Annotated in this window: 15 protein-coding genes; 9 read left to right on the top strand and 6 right to left on the bottom strand. The window is 50.1% G+C overall.

The features are described from left to right. Positions 1 to 119 precede the first annotated feature (119 nt). Complete coding sequence (locus AWQ22_RS06640) at positions 120 to 1,556, top strand: NAD(P)/FAD-dependent oxidoreductase (protein WP_065710561.1); 1,437 nt, start codon at positions 120 to 122, stop codon at positions 1,554 to 1,556. Here AWQ22_RS06640 and folP read toward each other — a convergent pair. Together folP and xth are read right to left on the bottom strand one after the other, a co-directional pair. After that, positions 1,534 to 2,391 carry a dihydropteroate synthase gene (folP, locus tag AWQ22_RS06635; protein WP_065710560.1) on the bottom strand — a complete coding sequence of 286 codons (858 nt, stop codon included), beginning with the start codon at positions 2,389 to 2,391 and terminating at the stop codon, positions 1,534 to 1,536. The genes AWQ22_RS06640 and folP overlap by 23 nt on opposite strands. A gap of 4 nt (positions 2,392 to 2,395) precedes the next feature. Continuing rightward, positions 2,396 to 3,178 (bottom strand): exodeoxyribonuclease III, encoded by a 783-nt coding sequence (xth, locus tag AWQ22_RS06630; protein WP_065710559.1) that lies wholly within the window; start codon positions 3,176 to 3,178, stop codon positions 2,396 to 2,398. A 401-nt stretch (positions 3,179 to 3,579) separates the two neighbouring features. Here xth and AWQ22_RS06625 point away from each other — a divergent pair, with 401 nt between their 5' ends. The 3 genes from AWQ22_RS06625 to AWQ22_RS06615 all read left to right on the top strand — a co-directional run bounded on the left by AWQ22_RS06625 (position 3,580) and on the right by AWQ22_RS06615 (position 6,154). After that, on the top strand, positions 3,580 to 4,608 hold the full coding sequence (locus AWQ22_RS06625) for a chlorophyll a/b binding light-harvesting protein (RefSeq protein ID WP_030006509.1): 1,029 nt from the start codon (positions 3,580 to 3,582) through the stop codon (positions 4,606 to 4,608). Positions 4,609 to 4,775: 167 nt separating this feature from the next. Then, positions 4,776 to 5,288, top strand: a complete 513-nt coding sequence (gene fldA, locus AWQ22_RS06620; protein WP_062433665.1) for a flavodoxin FldA — start codon at positions 4,776 to 4,778, stop codon at positions 5,286 to 5,288. 140 nt (positions 5,289 to 5,428) lie between these two features. After that, positions 5,429 to 6,154 carry an alpha/beta fold hydrolase gene (locus tag AWQ22_RS06615; protein ID WP_065710558.1) on the top strand — a complete coding sequence of 242 codons (726 nt, stop codon included), beginning with the start codon at positions 5,429 to 5,431 and terminating at the stop codon, positions 6,152 to 6,154. Positions 6,155 to 6,197: 43 nt separating this feature from the next. Here AWQ22_RS06615 and AWQ22_RS06610 read toward each other — a convergent pair whose 3' ends face one another. Further along, positions 6,198 to 7,289 carry a saccharopine dehydrogenase family protein gene (locus AWQ22_RS06610; protein ID WP_065710557.1) on the bottom strand — a complete coding sequence of 364 codons (1,092 nt, stop codon included), beginning with the start codon at positions 7,287 to 7,289 and terminating at the stop codon, positions 6,198 to 6,200. Positions 7,290 to 7,640: 351 nt separating this feature from the next. On the opposite strand from AWQ22_RS06610, the gene AWQ22_RS06605 reads away from it, so the two are divergent. The 3 genes from AWQ22_RS06605 to AWQ22_RS06595 all read left to right on the top strand — a co-directional run bounded on the left by AWQ22_RS06605 (position 7,641) and on the right by AWQ22_RS06595 (position 12,102). Then, positions 7,641 to 7,970 carry an STAS domain-containing protein gene (locus tag AWQ22_RS06605; RefSeq protein WP_062433658.1) on the top strand — a complete coding sequence of 110 codons (330 nt, stop codon included), beginning with the start codon at positions 7,641 to 7,643 and terminating at the stop codon, positions 7,968 to 7,970. Positions 7,971 to 8,100: 130 nt separating this feature from the next. After that, positions 8,101 to 11,589, top strand: coding sequence for a transcription-repair coupling factor (mfd, locus tag AWQ22_RS06600; RefSeq protein WP_065710556.1), 3,489 nt, complete (start codon positions 8,101 to 8,103; stop codon positions 11,587 to 11,589). A gap of 48 nt (positions 11,590 to 11,637) precedes the next feature. Next, positions 11,638 to 12,102: a plastocyanin/azurin family copper-binding protein gene (locus tag AWQ22_RS06595; RefSeq protein ID WP_065710555.1), complete on the top strand. Its 465-nt coding sequence runs from the start codon at positions 11,638 to 11,640 to the stop codon at positions 12,100 to 12,102. 84 nt (positions 12,103 to 12,186) lie between these two features. Here AWQ22_RS06595 and AWQ22_RS06590 read toward each other — a convergent pair whose 3' ends face one another. Then, positions 12,187 to 12,525: a P-II family nitrogen regulator gene (locus AWQ22_RS06590; RefSeq protein ID WP_012306905.1), complete on the bottom strand. Its 339-nt coding sequence runs from the start codon at positions 12,523 to 12,525 to the stop codon at positions 12,187 to 12,189. A 123-nt stretch (positions 12,526 to 12,648) separates the two neighbouring features. After that, complete coding sequence (locus AWQ22_RS06585; RefSeq protein ID WP_065710554.1) at positions 12,649 to 13,089, bottom strand: thioesterase family protein; 441 nt, start codon at positions 13,087 to 13,089, stop codon at positions 12,649 to 12,651. 52 nt (positions 13,090 to 13,141) lie between these two features. On the opposite strand from AWQ22_RS06585, the gene AWQ22_RS06580 reads away from it, so the two are divergent. Further along, positions 13,142 to 14,365, top strand: a complete 1,224-nt coding sequence (locus AWQ22_RS06580; RefSeq protein WP_157094591.1) for a hypothetical protein — start codon at positions 13,142 to 13,144, stop codon at positions 14,363 to 14,365. A gap of 102 nt (positions 14,366 to 14,467) precedes the next feature. After that, positions 14,468 to 15,307: a hypothetical protein gene (locus tag AWQ22_RS06575; RefSeq protein WP_065710552.1), complete on the top strand. Its 840-nt coding sequence runs from the start codon at positions 14,468 to 14,470 to the stop codon at positions 15,305 to 15,307. Here the strand turns inward: AWQ22_RS06575 and bioF are convergent. Beyond that, positions 15,304 to 16,491, bottom strand: coding sequence for an 8-amino-7-oxononanoate synthase (bioF, locus tag AWQ22_RS06570; RefSeq protein WP_065710551.1), 1,188 nt, complete (start codon positions 16,489 to 16,491; stop codon positions 15,304 to 15,306). The two genes, AWQ22_RS06575 and bioF, sit on opposite strands and share 4 nt — an antisense overlap. Position 16,492 lies beyond the last annotated feature (1 nt).

Raw genomic sequence — 16,492 nt, 5'->3', positions numbered from 1 at the left:
ACTGAAGCTAAGCAGAAAAAGAGTTAAAAATTTCCTGAAAATCCCAACGTTAGCGATACAAAGGGGAAATTTTCGCGCAAAATAAAATCACTTGACTGCACCAATGGAGAAACTTAACTGTGGCTGTGGATTACGATATTGTCATCATCGGCGGTGGTTCTGGAGGCCTCGTGGTGGCCAGTGCAGCGGCCCAGTTAAAGGCAAAGGTGGCTCTGGTGGAAAAGAATCGCCTTGGGGGAGATTGCCTCTGGTATGGTTGCGTTCCCAGTAAATCTTTTCTCCATGCGGCAAAAGTTGCCCACCAAGTGCGCCACGCAGGACGGGTCGGCGTTCATACGAAAGCGCCAGAAATTAATTTTTCAGAAGCAATGGGCCATGTACAAAAGGCGATCGCCACCATTGAACCCCATGATTCTCCAGAACGATTTGAGGGGCTTGGGGTCGAGGTGATTTTTGGCGATGGCCAGTTTCTCGACGGCAAAACTTTTCTCGTCAATGGTCGCAAGCTAACGGCCCGCGCCTTTGTGATTGCCACCGGGTCACGGCCTGCTGTCCCCCCCGTCGAAGGGCTCCAGGAAGCGGGCTTTATTACCAATGAACAGGTGTTTTCCCTCACGGAGCAGCCAGCATCCCTTGCGGTGATTGGGTCGGGGCCGATTGGTTGTGAGTTGGGGCAAGCCTTCCACCGTTTGGGGACAGAAGTGACTCTGTTTGCGAGCCGCGATCGCCTTTTGCCCAAAGAAGACCCCGACGCCGCCGCCGTCCTGGAGCAACAATTTAACCAAGAAGGAATCACCATTCTGAAAAATGCCCGGTTAAAACGGGTAGCAGTGGTCAAGGGCAAAAAACACCTCTACACCGAGGATGATTCCCAGGTGGCGGCGATCGCCGATGAAATTCTCTTGGCTACGGGCCGCACTCCCAATATCAAATCCCTCAACCTAGAAGCCGCTGGAGTGGACTACGACAGTCAAGGCATCCATGTGAATGAGAAACTCCAAACGACCAATGGTCGGATCTATGCTTGCGGCGATGTGATTGGGGGCTATCAGTTTACCCATGTGGCGGGTTACGAAGCCGTTGTTGTGCTCCAAAATGCCCTGAATCCGCTGCAGCTATTTCTCAAAAGCGTCAATTATCGGGTGATTCCCTGGGCGACTTTTACTGATCCGGAAGTGGCACGGGTTGGCATGACCGAGGAACAAGCCCGAAAACGCTACGGTGATGTGTTGATTTTGAAAGTGCCCTTTGCGTCAGTGGATCGGGCCCAGGCGGAGGATTCTACCGTGGGCTTTAATAAATTGATTGTGCGTCATAACGGCGAAATCCTGGGGGCACATCTAGTAGGGCCAATGGCAGGGGAGCTGATCCATGAAATTGTTCTGGCGATGACCTATCGTTTACCGGTTTCGGCCTTAACGGGGATTCATGTTTACCCGACCCTGAGCGAAATTAATAGTAAAACGGCGCTGTTACTCTCCAAGAAAAAATACGCCGATAACGAAAAACTTCAAAATTTCTTGACTGAATTCTTTAAGTTTCTGCGCTCTTTGTAGGCCGCCAAATCGCATCGGCAATTTTCGCCACATCGATCATTTCTGGGCCATCATGCACCCGGAGGATATCGGCCCCAAAGGCGATCGCCCCAGTACAGGCCGCCGCTGTCCCCCACACCCGTTGCGTGGGATCTGGTTCGTTGAGGATATGGCCAATAAAGCTTTTACGGGAAGGCCCCACCAGGAGCGGATAACCCAGATCGCGAAAGTCCTGGAGCTGGCGAATGAGATCGTAATTTTGCAGGGCTGTTTTCGCAAAACCAATGCCCGGATCGAGGATCAGGTGATTTTTCGGGATGCCCAATTCTAGGGCAGCAGCGATGCGCCCTTGGAAAAAAGTTTTCAGATCGGCAATCAGATCTTGGTAGTCCGTTAGACTTTGCATGGTTTCGGGTGTGCCCCGGATGTGCATCAAAATAATTGGCACGTTTAAATCCCGCACCACCGTCAGCATTTGCGCGTCAAAGGTCGCCCCAGAAATATCATTAACAATATCGGCCCCAGCGGCGATCGCCTCTTTTGCCACGGTTGCACGGGTGGTGTCGATGGAAATCACCGTTTGAAATTTTTCTCGAAGCGCTCGAATCACAGGAATTGTCCGGTCTAACTCTTCCGCGAGGGAAATTTGTGCCGCACCAGGTCGGGTCGATTGACCACCAATGTCAAGGATATCAATGCCTGCGGCCACCATTTTGTCCGCTTGGGCCAAGGCCGAAGCAACGGAATTGAACTGGCCGCCATCACTAAAACTGTCGGGGGTAACGTTGAGAATTCCCATCACATAGGTGCGATCGCCCCAGGTAAAAGTTTGATTCCGGAGGGTAAGCGGTTCCATCGGTTTAAAGCTCCACAATCACGGGGGTATGGTCACTGGGTTTTTCCCAACCGCGCGGCTCCCGGTCGATCCAACAGCGTTTCGCCTGGCCGTAAAGTTGTTCTGTGAGGTAAATGTGGTCAATGCGCCAGCCACGATTCCGACTAAAACCCCGCGTCCGATAATCCCACCAGCTAAATTGATCTGCCTCTTGGTTGAATTTGCGGAAGACATCCTGAAAACCAAGGTTCAAAACGTCTGTTAAAGTTTTCCGTTCTGCGGGGGAAGCCATAATGTGATCGGGTTTTTTCGGCATATAAATATCGCGGTCTTCGAGGGCAATATTAAAATCACCGCACATTAAAATCTCTCGATCGTCTTTGCACAATTCTTTTAAATAGGCCTTGAGAACCTCAAACCAGCCCAGCTTGTAGTCATATTTTTCGCTACCGACGGCGGAACCATTAGGCACATAGAGATTCACCACCCGCACATCGCCAATCACCCCAGAAATCACCCGTTTCTGCGCGTCAAAATCCTGGGCGATCGCCGCCCCGACCACAGGCGTAAAACCAATAATCACGTCCTGGAGCGGTTCCCGACTGAGGAGAGCAACGCCATTGTAGGATTTTTGGCCAGAGATCGAGGTGTGATACCCCAGGGCTTCAAAGGGCTGCCGGGGAAAGTCCGGATCTACCACCTTTGTTTCTTGGAGACAGAGCAGATCAACCCCCGTTTGTTCTAACCATTGGCAGATGTGGGTTTGGCGAGAACGCACCGAGTTCACGTTCCAGGTTGCGATTTCCATGGGCTTCGAGAATTGGACTTAGTTAATTTAGCGTAGTTTGCGGCCAGGAATCCGACTGATACCTAGGCGATCGCCTTTTATTGCATGAACACCAACTGATAATTAATAGTGATAAAACTTGTCTGAAATAATTATTGGGTTTCTTCATATCAAAACTAATTAGCAAAAAAGACGTGATCGTTGCGGCGAGAAGTGGAGCGAGAAATTCGTAAAAACTCCTATTTTCTTTGCAGGGATAAGATTTTTGGTCTCATGGAGTGATTGGCCAGGGCAACTTTTTACAAAAGTTAACTTGACTTTACTGAGAATAATTGTAGGATAAAGCCAATCCTTTATTGCTAAATATATGCGATAAGTGATTAGCCTGATTAGTTTTAACGACCACTCTTTTTAAAATCACGATGCAAACCTACGATAATCCAGACGTTAAATACGAATGGTGGGCAGGCAATGCCCGGTTTGCTGACCTTTCCGGTCAGTTTATTGGTGCCCACGTGGCCCATGCTGCCTTAATTGTTTTCTGGGCAGGGGCCTTCACGTTGTTCGAAATTTCTTACTTTGACCCGACCCTACCCATGGGCGAGCAAAATTTAATCCTCTTGCCCCATTTAGCCACCCTTGGCCTGGGCATCGAAGGAAACGGTGCGATCAATACAGAGCCTTATTTTGTCATTGGTGCAATTCACCTAATTTCTTCAGCGGTACTGGCGGCAGGGGGATTGTTCCATGTGTTGCGTGGCCCCCAAGATCTCAAAACAGCCACCGGCCCAGCCCGTCGTTTCCATTTTGATTGGGAAGACCCGAAGCAATTGGGTTTAATTTTGGGCCATCACTTACTGTTGCTGGGACTGGGTGCTTTCTTGCTCGTAGTGAAAGCGATGTACTTTGGCGGTTTGTACGACACAGCGACCCAAACCGTGCGCTTGGTTACAGAGCCGACCCTCGATCCGGCGGTGATCTACGGGTATCAAACCCACTTCGCCACCGTTGATAATCTCGAAGATATCGTTGGTGGCCATATTTATGTGGGTGTGCTGCTTGTGGCTGGGGGAATTTGGCACATTCTCGTGCCGCCACTCCAGTGGGCAAAAAAGGTGCTCCTGTTCTCTGGGGAAGCGATTTTGTCCTATTCCCTGGGGGCGATCGCCTTGGCGGGATTTGTGGCCGCCTACTTCTGCGCAGTGAATACCACGGCCTATCCCGTTGAATTTTATGGGCCTGTTCTCGATGTCAAACTCAGCATTGTGCCTTACTTTGCCGACACCATCGAGCTCCCCATGAACGAACACACTTCCCGTGCCTGGTTAGCCAATGCCCATTTTTTCTTTGCCTTTTTCTTCCTCCAGGGGCACCTCTGGCACGCCCTCCGCGCCATGGGCTTTGATTTCCGTCGAGTCGAAAAAGTCCTTAGCGATCCACTGGATGCCTAGGTTTTTTTAACCGCTACACATCAACTTAGTAAAAGTTTTCCTCTCATAGACAATCGGGTTCCATGCAGTGATTTGGAACCTTTTTTCTTTCTCCTAACGCGACTCTTTTTAGAGTAATTGATTTTTCAATTCAAACAACTTTCTAAAGCAAGATTACGGTTTTAATCATGTCAAAAATTGGTTTATTTTTCGGCACACAAACAGGCAACACAGAAGAACTTGCCCAAGCGATCCAAGCGGCCTTTGGTGGTTCAGACATTGTCGAACTTTTTGATGTGGCTGAGGTTGATATCGAAGCACTACGGGATTTTGATCAGCTGATCATTGGTTGTCCAACCTGGAATGTGGGAGAACTACAGTCAGACTGGGAAGCCCTCTATGATGATCTCGATGACGTAGACTTTTCAGGAAAAACCATTGCCTATTTTGGGGCTGGGGATCAAGTGGGCTATGCCGACAATTTTCAGGATGCCATGGGCATTTTAGAAGAAAAAATTACCAGCCTTGGCGGGAAAACCGTAGGCCAATGGCCCACCGCTGGTTATGACCACAGCGAATCCAAAGCGGAACGGGACGGTAAATTTATCGGTTTGGCGATCGATGAAGATAATCAACCGGAATTGACGGCAGAACGTATTCAAGCTTGGGTTGCCCAACTTAAACCAGCCTTTGGTCTGTAGAACGCTTGATTAATGTCATTCAGGGGAGGAGCTTGTTGTACTCTTCCTCTGGTGGAATCAAAAGGAATTCGGTAAAGGGATTTTTCCAAATAAATTTTTTTAATCAATAACAACAATAAAAAATTATTCTAAAAATAAAAATGTACCAAACCAATGATGTGCTGTGGTTAAACGTTAATCCCGCTTTTAAATCCTTTGATATACCTCTCCTGAAGGTATTAGCAAAAAAACACTCAGTTCACTATTGGGAATATCAGCAATCGATGGACGAAGCCCGTTCCCTTGATGATGTTTTAGTCTTGCTTCATGATTACCTCAAGCAGTGCGATCGCCCCGTCCATTTGCTGGGCCATGGCACTGGCGGATTAGTGGCATTGCTCTACGGCGATCGCCACCCAGAACGGGTGAAATCCCTGACCTTGCTGTCGGTAGGGGCTTATCCGGCGGTGGATTGGCAGGCCCATTATTATGCCCAGTTGCGCCTGTTACCTTGTCCGAGAAGTATTCTCCTAAAGCAGACCGTTTACAACCTATTTGGGATTCAACCGCCAGCCACCGTTTATCAACTGCGGGACGTGCTCGAAAGCGACCTCAAAACGGCCCTGCCTCTCCACACCCTTTGTCGGAATCAATCTTTGCCGCCCCGCTCGGTCTCAATGCCTTTGTTGGTTTGTGGGAGCAGTGATGATGTGGTGATTGATCAGAAACTTCAAACAGATTGGCAGCCTTGGCTCAAGCCGGAGGATACCCTGTGGCAATGCCCCCAAGGTCGATACTTTTTCCATTATTTTTATCCTGAAAAAGTGGCCCATAAAATTTCGACTTTCCTGCAACTCAAGCAATCGGCCCTAACAGCGACAGTTTAAAAATAGTGACCAGATTTCTAGTGAATGTTCAATTGGCGATCGCCTAATTCTTTTCAGAAGGTTGAATGTTCCAAGAAAGTTGGAGTTGATGCTGGCGTGCCCAGGCCAAAAACAAATCACTGGGAATAATCTGCTCGACGGGATAGAGACCAGGCTGGTTAATTTGCTCACTCAAAACTAACTCCGCCACCAGAACAACCCCTAAGCCAGCGGCGATCGCCGTGTGTTCATGAACAAAATCCACCGTAACCTGCTGGGGCGTAGCATCTTTTATGCCGCTAACAATCGCTCGCATCGCCACCCCAACCCCCGTAAAGGAATCCGTGAGCTTGGTCATACCGTAGCCAATTTTGCTGAGACCTTGAATGATGCGGGGATGTTGGCGTAATGATTCCGGCAATAGGGTCATGGCCCGCGTCAGCTGATTATAAAAATTGGGCAGAGAACCAAATTTTGTGACCACCGTTTCTACCGGAAAAGACTCAGCAAAGGTAAAAGTTTCCGCCACATCAAACCAATACACCGTTGTTTTGCCAATGGGTGCCGGAAAATCGATAATCGTCGGCTTGGAATAGGGTTGTTTGGCTTGCCAAGTGCCCCCTTGGAACACCAGAAAAGGTTCTCCTAACCCCAGAAAAGTCGTGGTCAGCACCGTTTCTCCAGCGCCTCCGGAACCTGCGACACCATAATAAAGCTCAATTTTGTGAGGTTCGTCGAGCTGCTCTACACCGAGGCGCACCATACTGTTAGAAATCCCCGGAAAGACCCCTGCATTACACACCGCAATAATTCCGGCTTCCGTAGCGGCTTGGGTCAGGGGTTTGAGCTTTTGGTACAGGCAACGGTGATCACTAACGTCAATGTAATTTTTGCCTTGGTGGATGCAGGTTTGTAGCACTCGCCCATCCCGGCGGTGAAATGGCCCCGCACAGTGAATCACCAGATCATGGTTGGCGATCGCCTTTTCTAAAGCTGCTAAATCTTCTAAATCAAGGCGCAGAAATGTTCCCTGGAGCGCCTTTGCTGTCCGCCCAGAACGCCCTGTAACTGTCACTGAACCCAGGGGGGCGATCGCCGCTGCCACCCGTTGACCGATGCGGCCCGTGCCCCCCAAAATCAAAATCTTCCTTACCATCGGCGCTATCCTGTACTCTGGCTGCCACACCCTGGGCATTTTATCAGGCTGCTCCCTGAGACAGTAGACAACGACCCACCACGCCACCGCAAGCCTGAGCCTAAAAAATCCAATTTTCCCCGCCAGGTTGCCCCTAGGCTCGGATAATATTTAAGGTAGAAACGCCATTTGTTGCCAAGCCCATGGATTGAAAAGAATAGGTCTGGTTCAAAGGACGACAATGTAGACTAAGCTAAAACAGTCTCCCTGGGTCACTGCGCTTGAGGACAACGCCTCACCTTCTTGACCATCAAGATTGATTTAAAATTTTTACCTAGTTTTTGATTCTTTTTTAACGATTCTGCGTTCATTATGGATAACAAAATTGCAGTCTTTCACCCCACGGGCATTTTTGATAATATTAAATCCCTTGAGTTTAAAGATGATTTACTCAAAAGTATTACCGAGGAAAAAAAAGAAGTTGTTGTCCTTGATTTTGCTGGAATCACATTTATGGACAGTGCCGGCCTCGGATCATTGGTTTTATTATTAAAAACGGTGCGCTCCCACGGGGCGAAAATGATTTTATGCAACGTCAATGAACAGGTACAAATGCTGTTTGAGTTGACCAATATGAACCGTGTGTTTGAAATTTTTGCGACCCAAGCAGACTTCTTTGAACAGCAGGCAGCGCAATCCTAAACAAGCCTCAAAAAGCCGAAGTGATCGCCGTAATCTTTTATTGATTTTTTTATTGATTTTGCGGCCCTGTAAAGAACTGTAATACATTGAATGAACCCCTAAATGCTTCCTGTCACCGTCGCCATTACCTATGACTTTTTCCTCGGTTGTCCGTTTTTTGAGCCGCGCTGCCCTCACCGCAGAATTAAACCAAAAGCTCCAGACCCAAGGGGAACTCGCATTAAGTGGCCTGCCAAGACTCCCCAAAGGGCTGCTGGCCTCAAGTTTGGCGCAGTTGCAGGAGAAAAATTTATTAGTAGTTTGTGCCACCCTAGAGGAAGCCGGACGTTGGGCGGCCCAATTAGAGGCCATGGGCTGGGGGCAGGTCTTGTTTTATCCCACCTCGGAAGCGTCCCCCTACGAGGCCTTTGATCCAGAGTCAGAAATGATCTGGGGGCAGATGCAAACCCTAGGGGCGATCGCCCAGGGTCAGTCGTCTAATGCTGGTAAGGGCATGGTCGTGGTGACAACGGAGCGCGCTCTCCAGCCCCATCTGCCACCCCAAACGGTTTTCCAAGATTATTGTTTGACCTTAACGCCGGGAGAAGAACTCGATCACGCCGGGGCGATCGCCACTCAGTTAACGCGCCTGGGTTATGAGCGGGTGAACATCGTCGAAACCGAAGGCCAATGGACTCGTCGGGGGGATATTGTTGATATTTTTCCGGTGTCGGGGGAGTTACCGATCCGCTTAGATTTTTTCGGTGATCAGCTCGAAAGCATCCGGGAGTTTGACCCCAACAGCCAGCGTTCCCTCGATAAAGTAGACCAACTGGTTTTGACCCCCACGGCCTGGGCTCCTTTAATTGGTCAACAGATCCTTGATCCGGCGGATCTCCCTTTAACCCCAGAGGAAAAAGAACAATGGGCGGATGGTGTTTACCCGGAGGGAATGCAACGCTTTTTAGGGATCGCCTTTGCGGATCAGGTGGCCTCGATTCTGGCATATTTACCCGAAAATACCTTGGTGGCCATCGATGAACTCTCCCAATGTCTGGCCCATGGCGATCGCACCTACGAAACCAGCGAGGCCCAGTGGCAGTTACTCAATGGCGACTTTCCCTTGCCGAAAATTCACCGCAGGGTGCAAGAAAATTTCGACCAAGTCAGCCAACGGTATCAAAAAATCACTCTGACAGAACTTGATGATGTCAGTGAAGCCAGTGTCAACCTGTCCAGTCGCCCGGTGCCCATTACACCGCACCAGTTTGGTAAATTAGCAGAAATTTTGCGGGGTAAACGGGAAATCTACAGCACCATTACCCTCGATAAATACAATGCTTGGCTGGTCTCGGCCCAACCCTCACGCTCTGTGTCCCTACTCCAGGAACATGACTGCGCCGCCCAGTTCATCCCCAACCCCAGGGATTATCCCGCCATCGAAAAGCACCAACGCCAAGGCACGGCGATCGCCCTTAAGTATAAAGGCCAAGCAGAACTCGAAGGTTTTATTCTACCCACCTTTAGAATTGCCGTTGTTACCGACCGAGAATTCTATGGCCAACACGCCCTCACCACCTTTGGTTACATCAGAAAACGTCGGCGGGCCGCCTCAAAAACCGTTGACGTTAATAAGCTCAATCCCGGTGATTATATTGTCCACAAAAGCCACGGTATTGGTCGCTTTATTAAAATTGAAACCCTCCAAAGTCGAGAATATTTAGTTCTCAAATATGCCGATGGAATTTTGAGAATTCCCGCAGATTCTTTAGATACCCTGTCCCGCTATCGCCACACCGCCAAGGGACGCCCGGAACTCCACCGCATGGGCGGCAAAACCTGGGAAAAAACCAAGGCCAAGGTCAGAAAGTCCGTTAAAAAGCTGGCCGTTGATCTGTTGAAAATCTATGCCCAGCGGGCGGAAATGAAGGGCACAACCTACCCAAGCGATACCCCCTGGCAACAGGAAATGGAGGATTCTTTCCCGTACCAAGCAACCCCAGACCAACTGAAGGCCGTCCAGGATATTAAGCGGGATCTCGAAAGCGATCGCCCAATGGATCGGCTCGTCTGTGGCGATGTGGGATTTGGGAAAACAGAGGTGGCGATCCGGGCCATTTTTAAGGTGGTGACTGGCGGCCATAAACAGGTGGCTCTCTTGGCACCGACCACAATTTTGACCCAACAGCATTACCACACTTTAAAAGAACGCTTTTCTCCCTATCCGATCAATATTGGCCTTTTAAACCGCTTCCGCACCGCCTCCGAACGCAAGGACATTTTGGAGCGGCTCCACAAGGGCGAATTAGACATTGTGGTCGGCACCCAACAACTCCTTGGCAAAGACGTGCAATTTAAGGATTTGGGTTTACTCGTGGTCGATGAAGAACAACGCTTTGGGGTGAATCAAAAGGAAAAAATTAAGGCCCTCAAAACGAAGGTTGATGTTTTGACGTTGTCCGCCACCCCGATTCCGCGCACCCTGTATATGTCCCTGTCCGGCATTCGGGAAATGAGCCTGATCACCACGCCACCGCCTTCCCGTCGCCCGATCCAAACCCATGTGTCCCGCCATAACCCTGAAATTATTCGCACTGCCATTCGCAATGAATTAGATCGGGGCGGACAAATTTTCTATGTGGTGCCTCGCGTTGAAGGAATCGAAACCATTGCCACCCAATTACAAGAAATGATTCCCTCGGCGCGGGTGGCGATCGCCCACGGTCAGATGAACGAAGCCGACCTCGAAACGACAATGTTGACCTTTAATAATGGCGAGGCGGATATTCTTCTCTGTACGACCATTGTGGAGTCTGGCTTAGATATTCCCAGGGTGAACACGATTATCGTCGAAGATGCCCAAAAATTTGGCCTCTCCCAGCTCTATCAACTGCGGGGTCGGGTGGGACGCTCCGGGATCCAGGCCCACGCGTGGCTCCTTTATCCGAGCAAAGGGGAACTGACCGAAAAAGCCCGGAAACGATTGCGCGCCTTGCAGGAATTTAGTCAACTGGGGTCTGGTTATCAATTGGCGATGCGGGATATGGAAATTCGCGGCGTGGGGAATCTCCTTGGGGCAGAGCAGTCCGGGCAAATGGAGGCCATTGGTTTCGATCTGTACATGGAGATGCTCCAGGATTGCATCAGTGAAATTCGCAGCCAGGAAATTCCCCAGGTGGATGATTGCCAGGTGGATCTACGGCTCACGGCCTTTATTCCGAGCAACTACATCACCGATGCCGACCAAAAACTTGATGCCTATCGTCTGATTACCCAGGCCAACTCCAAACCGGAACTGATGCAAATTGCTGCTGATTGGGGCGATCGCTACGGTAAATTACCCCCCTCGGTCGAGCAACTGCTCCAGGTCATTGAGTTAAAAATGATTGCCAAATCCCTTGGTTTTGCGCGCATCAAACCCGAAGGCAAACAAAATATCGTCCTAGAAACGCCCATGGAGGAACCCGCCTGGCAGCGCTTCGCCGAAAAGTTACCGTCCCATCTCCAGTCCCGCTTTGTGTACACCTCTAAAAAAGTGACGGTGCGGGGTTTAGGGGCGATGAAACCTCAGCAACAGTTGGATAATCTTATCGAGTGGCTCGGCAGAATGCAGGGGGTGTTAGAGGAAGCCAGGGTATAACAGAACCATCGAAGAAAGCTAAATTTTCAAGCGCAATGGAGAAAATCAATGGTATTTCATACATGCTTCGTCCATGGCTGTAGAGCGCTGGTTTTACTCGGATTAATCTGGTTTTGTCTGACCCCAGCGGCGATCGCCTTACCCGTTCCTGCCCAACAGCCCCTCCAGGAAATGCAGATCCATCTGGGTACAACCAGTGGCGCCCTACGATTTGTCCCTGATCAGTTAGAATTTGTCGCTGGCCAACGCTACAAATTACTCCTCGACAATCCCAGCAATCAAAAACACTACTTCACGGCCAAGGATTTTGCCGATACCAGTTGGACTCAAAAAGTCGAAGCGGGCAAGGTGGAAGTAAAAGGAGCGATTCACGAACTCGAACTCAAACCAGGGGCGATCGCCGAATGGATCCTGATTCCCCAAAAGACAGGCAAATTTGAACTGCATTGTTCTGTCCCTGGCCATGCCGCAGCAGGGATGGTTGGCACCATTCAAGTCATTGCTGATTCGTAAAAAAACTCCCTCAAATCAAGAGGGAGCTGTGGGGGATAGTTGTGGACAATTTTAAAAAAACTTAACTGAGCACCAGGGGCGATTTTAGACAGCTTCGAGGTCTTTTTCGCCAGTCCGGATCCGCACAATTTGATCCACAGGAGAAATAAAGATTTTCCCGTCGCCGATTTCCCCAGTCCGGGCCGCCGCAACAATTTTGTCAACGACTGCATCTACTTGATCATCATCGATGACAATCTCAATCTTGAGCTTTTGGAGGAATTCAACGGTGTACTCAGAACCGCGATATCTTTCTGTTTGTCCTTTTTGGCGACCGAAACCGCGAACTTCAGAAACGGTCATGCCGACGATGCCTGCATTGACGAGGGCGATTTTGACTTCATCGAGTTTGAAGGGGCGAATAATGGCTTCTACTTTTTTCATTGAAGTGATGACTCCTCTTAAATAGTCTGAAAATAATGAAAAATAATGAATTAAGTGCGTGAGCTACCTTGTTTTAGCATCACAGGTAAAAAGATATCGTTAGATTCAAGACAATTGTACAGGCTAAATTTTGCTGTCCTCGATTTTCGGTGCATTCCTTAACCATGTTTCGACTACCGGAGGTAGGCTACAACGCTGACGAGTTCTAGGATTGATCGCCACGTGGCGGGTAAGGGCTGTGGCCAGGGGCGATTCTGGGGGGGAGTCTTGATTTTCCTTAAAAATCCGGTAAGAAATCTTAAATTGGCGAAAATTTTCAAGTTCTGGGTAAAGCTGAATGTCTAGGCGATCGCCCCAGGTAATTGGCCGCAAAAAATCGATGGCACTATGGACAATGGGCAGGGCAACGGTTCCCTCCCGGAGTAACCCAGACCAATCCATACCGTTTTCTGTGAGACATATTTCATAAGCCTCGTGGCAAATATGGAGAAGCTGGGCAAAATAGACCACCCCGGCGGCATCGGTATCCGCCAAATGGATGGTTCGTCGATAAGCGTAAGCCATAAACTTCGATTCCGAAATCTCTATGGGACAATAAAAGCGTTGTGCCGCAAAAATGACGATGTCTGCTCCAGGCCCCTACCAAAGTAAACTCTTTAACTTTCTCAATCGTCAATCGATCCAGTGGGGAAGCCGACTGACCCAGGCCGCCCGCCGCCTCAAAATTACGGTGGAGTGGGGTAGCCAAATCGCTCTGTATCCGCTGTATCTACTGGTGCAAACCAGCCGCGTTGCGGTGCGTCAAATTGCCGCCGCCCAAACAGAACGCAAACGCCTTGCCCTCGCGGAGGCAGCGACCCAAACATCGGATTTTCCCATCAGCATTTCTGGAGGTGACGGTACAACTCAGCCCCCCCTCCAAGGCATTGCCTGCGACCTCAAAACCCAGGACATTTTATTTGTCGATCAAGACAATCACACCGTTGAACCCCAGCAATCCCAAACGGAGCTACAGCGACAAATCAGTTTTCACCTCGGCAGCGTTAACTATCAAAAAAGACAGCAGGATCTCGCGAGCCAAACCCCAAATCCTCGGATTCTCCCGCCCGTGCATCACCACAATCCCCGGCTTCTCGCTCCGGTACGTTGGTTGATGCAGGGTTTAAGTTGGCTTGAACAAAGTCCGGTGGCGATCGCCATTGATCTCTTCGGTGAATCCCATTGGCACACGGCGGTGGTTCCCCCCGAAATTTATTCGCCCCAGCTTTTACCCCCATTGCCCCTCGCCCCAGTGCTTAAGCCCTTAGATCAACGGCTAGCCCAGTTAGAACAGCGGGTTCTGGCGCCCACGGTTCCCGTCGAAGCCTTACCACCCCTGCAACGTTTTTTTCGCAACTGGTTTAAGATTCAACCCGCCACCAGTGCCATTACGACCCCTGACCCCGTTGTTACCCCCAAGCCTTGGCTGACCTGGGCCGACCTCTTCCAAGCCAAAACAAAATCTGCCGAGGCCATTGATCAAGCTAATCTTAATTCGCCTCAGGCTCAACTGAGTCCACTGCCGCCATTGATCACAACTTTAGACCAACCAATTTCTCGCCCTGAATCGGGGGCGATCGCCACAGTTGAATCCCAGACCCAGAGCCTCACCCAGCCGGATGCCCCCCCCAATGCGACGGAGATCGAGGCGAAACCGGAGTGGATAGAAGCGGAGGCCCTCAGCGTTGGTTACGAGCAACATTTTTTGGAGCGGCTTTTAAAGGCGGTGGATCACCTTTTGGCTTGGGTTGAACATACGGCCAGTCAACTCTTTAAAAAACTAAATCAGCTTAGGAAATAAACAAAACCAGTCAATAGCGCTGCGACAAGTAAATGTCATCAGGATCGGTAGCCCAGCAAGCTAAAATTGGAGTGTTTTCAAAAACCTTAGCACTCTCGGATTATGGTGGCGATCGCACTTGTGGGTAAAGGACTAAAAAGTCTAGGGCTAGGCGCGTTAGCATTGGCTTCTGGAGCCGCAATTATTACCCTGCAACAGTTCCGTCTCAATAATTTGAAGCAAGCCACCGACTTAACCCCAGAAATTGTCGAGCGTCAGGCACAAACGGAAGCGGCTAGTTTAGACCTGTGGCAACAACTGCCCACCTACGGTTACGACAATTTAATTTCTGATTGGATTTTTCTGCGATTTTTACAATACTTTGGGGATGATGAGGCGCGAAAATTGGGGGATTATCGCCTCAGTGCGGATTATTTTGAGGTCATCGTTGATTTAGACCCTTGGTTTAAGGAAGGCTATTACTATCTATCGGGGAGCAGTTCCCTCTACGCTGGTACCCCAGACCGCACCGTCGAGTTGTTAAATCGTGGCCTGGCCGAGATGACCCCTACTGTCCCGGATCAAAGTTTTTATCTCTGGCGCATGAAAGCCATTGACGAGCATCTTTTCCTCGGTGATATCCCCGCCGCCATTCAATCCTACAAAACGGCGGCGGCCTGGGCGGCCTACTATGATGACCCCGAAAGTCAAAATGCCCAACAACGCTCTGAAGCCAGTGTTGCCTTTTTGGAACGGGATCCCCGCAGTATTATGGCGCGGGTAACGGCTTGGTCGTCGATTTTGGGGCAGGCGCGGGATGTGGAAACCCAGAGACGGGCGATCGCCGAGCTAGAGGCGATGGGGGTCATTGTTCGCATTGATGAAAATGGCAGACCCCGCTTTCAGGTGCCGCCGGAGATCCTAGAGGCGGAAAAAGAGGCTTTCCAAATTGAGGAAAATTAAAGATTCGATGACCCAGAAAATTCCGCAAAGCACCGCTGGAATATTTCGATAAATCCTTGGATCTGTTGGGGGCTGTGGGTCGCCATCACCGACACGCGAATGCGGCTGGTAGGGACTGTTGGCGGGCGAATGGCGGGAGCAAAAAAACCTGCGGCTAAAAGGCGATCGCCCATGGCTAGTGCTTGCTGGGGATTAGCGAGACCAAAACAAAGCACCGCCGACTCAGAAGGCACCAATTCATGGTTCCCAAGGGCGCTTTTTAACTGACAAATATTGTCCCAGAGTTGCTGGCGTCGTTGGGGTTCTGCCTGCAAAATATGAATCGCGGCGAGGGCGGCCGCCGTATCCGCTGGGGAGAGTCCGGTGGTGTAAATCCAAGTCGAAGCACGGTTACGGAGAAAATCAATCAGAGCTTTGCTGCCCGCTACATAGCCGCCGAGACTGCCCAGGGCTTTGCTGAGGGTGCCCACTTGGATAAGCGGTTGCTGGGTACAGTGAAAATGTTCTACGACTCCGGCACCTTTTTGGCCCAAAACCCCAGTCCCGTGGGCCTCATCCACAAGTAGCATGGCGGAAAATTCCTTGGCGATCGCCAACAATTCGGGCAGTAAACAGAGATCGCCATCCATACTAAAAACGCTATCGGTGGTGATCAGGCAACGGCGGTAGTTTTGTTGATGGGTTTCGAGGAGCTGACGTAATGCGTCTAAATCATTGTGGTCATATTCCAGCACCGTCGCGCCGCTTAATTTTGCCCCATTTTTTAAACTCGAATGGTTGTACTGATCCCCTAAAATCAGGTCTTTTTTGTTGGTAATGGCGCTAATGGTGCCGAGGTTGGCTAGGTAACCAGAGCTAAATACTAGGGCATCTTCGGTTTGTTTGAGATCGGCGATCGCCTGCTCCAAATCCCGGTGGAGTTGTCGGTGGCCACTGGTGAGCCGAGAGCCTGTACTCCCCGTCCCCAGCGTCTTGGTGGCCGCTATGGCAGCATCAATTAAGCGGCGATCGCCCGCTAAACCCAGATAGTCATTGCTGGCAAAATTAACCACCGATTGACCATTTAAGGTGACCGTCGCCCCCGATTGACTGGTGATTGTTTTCGGTTGTCGATACCAATTTGCTTTTTTGATAGTGGCCAAAGCGGTCTCTAGCCAGCCATAAATAGGATCAGAATTCGCCATG

Source organism: Picosynechococcus sp. PCC 7117 (genome assembly GCF_001693275.1).
Classification (GTDB): domain Bacteria; phylum Cyanobacteriota; class Cyanobacteriia; order Cyanobacteriales; family MRBY01; genus MRBY01.
Note: the sequence above shows the minus strand (reverse complement) of the source record. Positions and strands in the feature narration are given on the sequence as shown.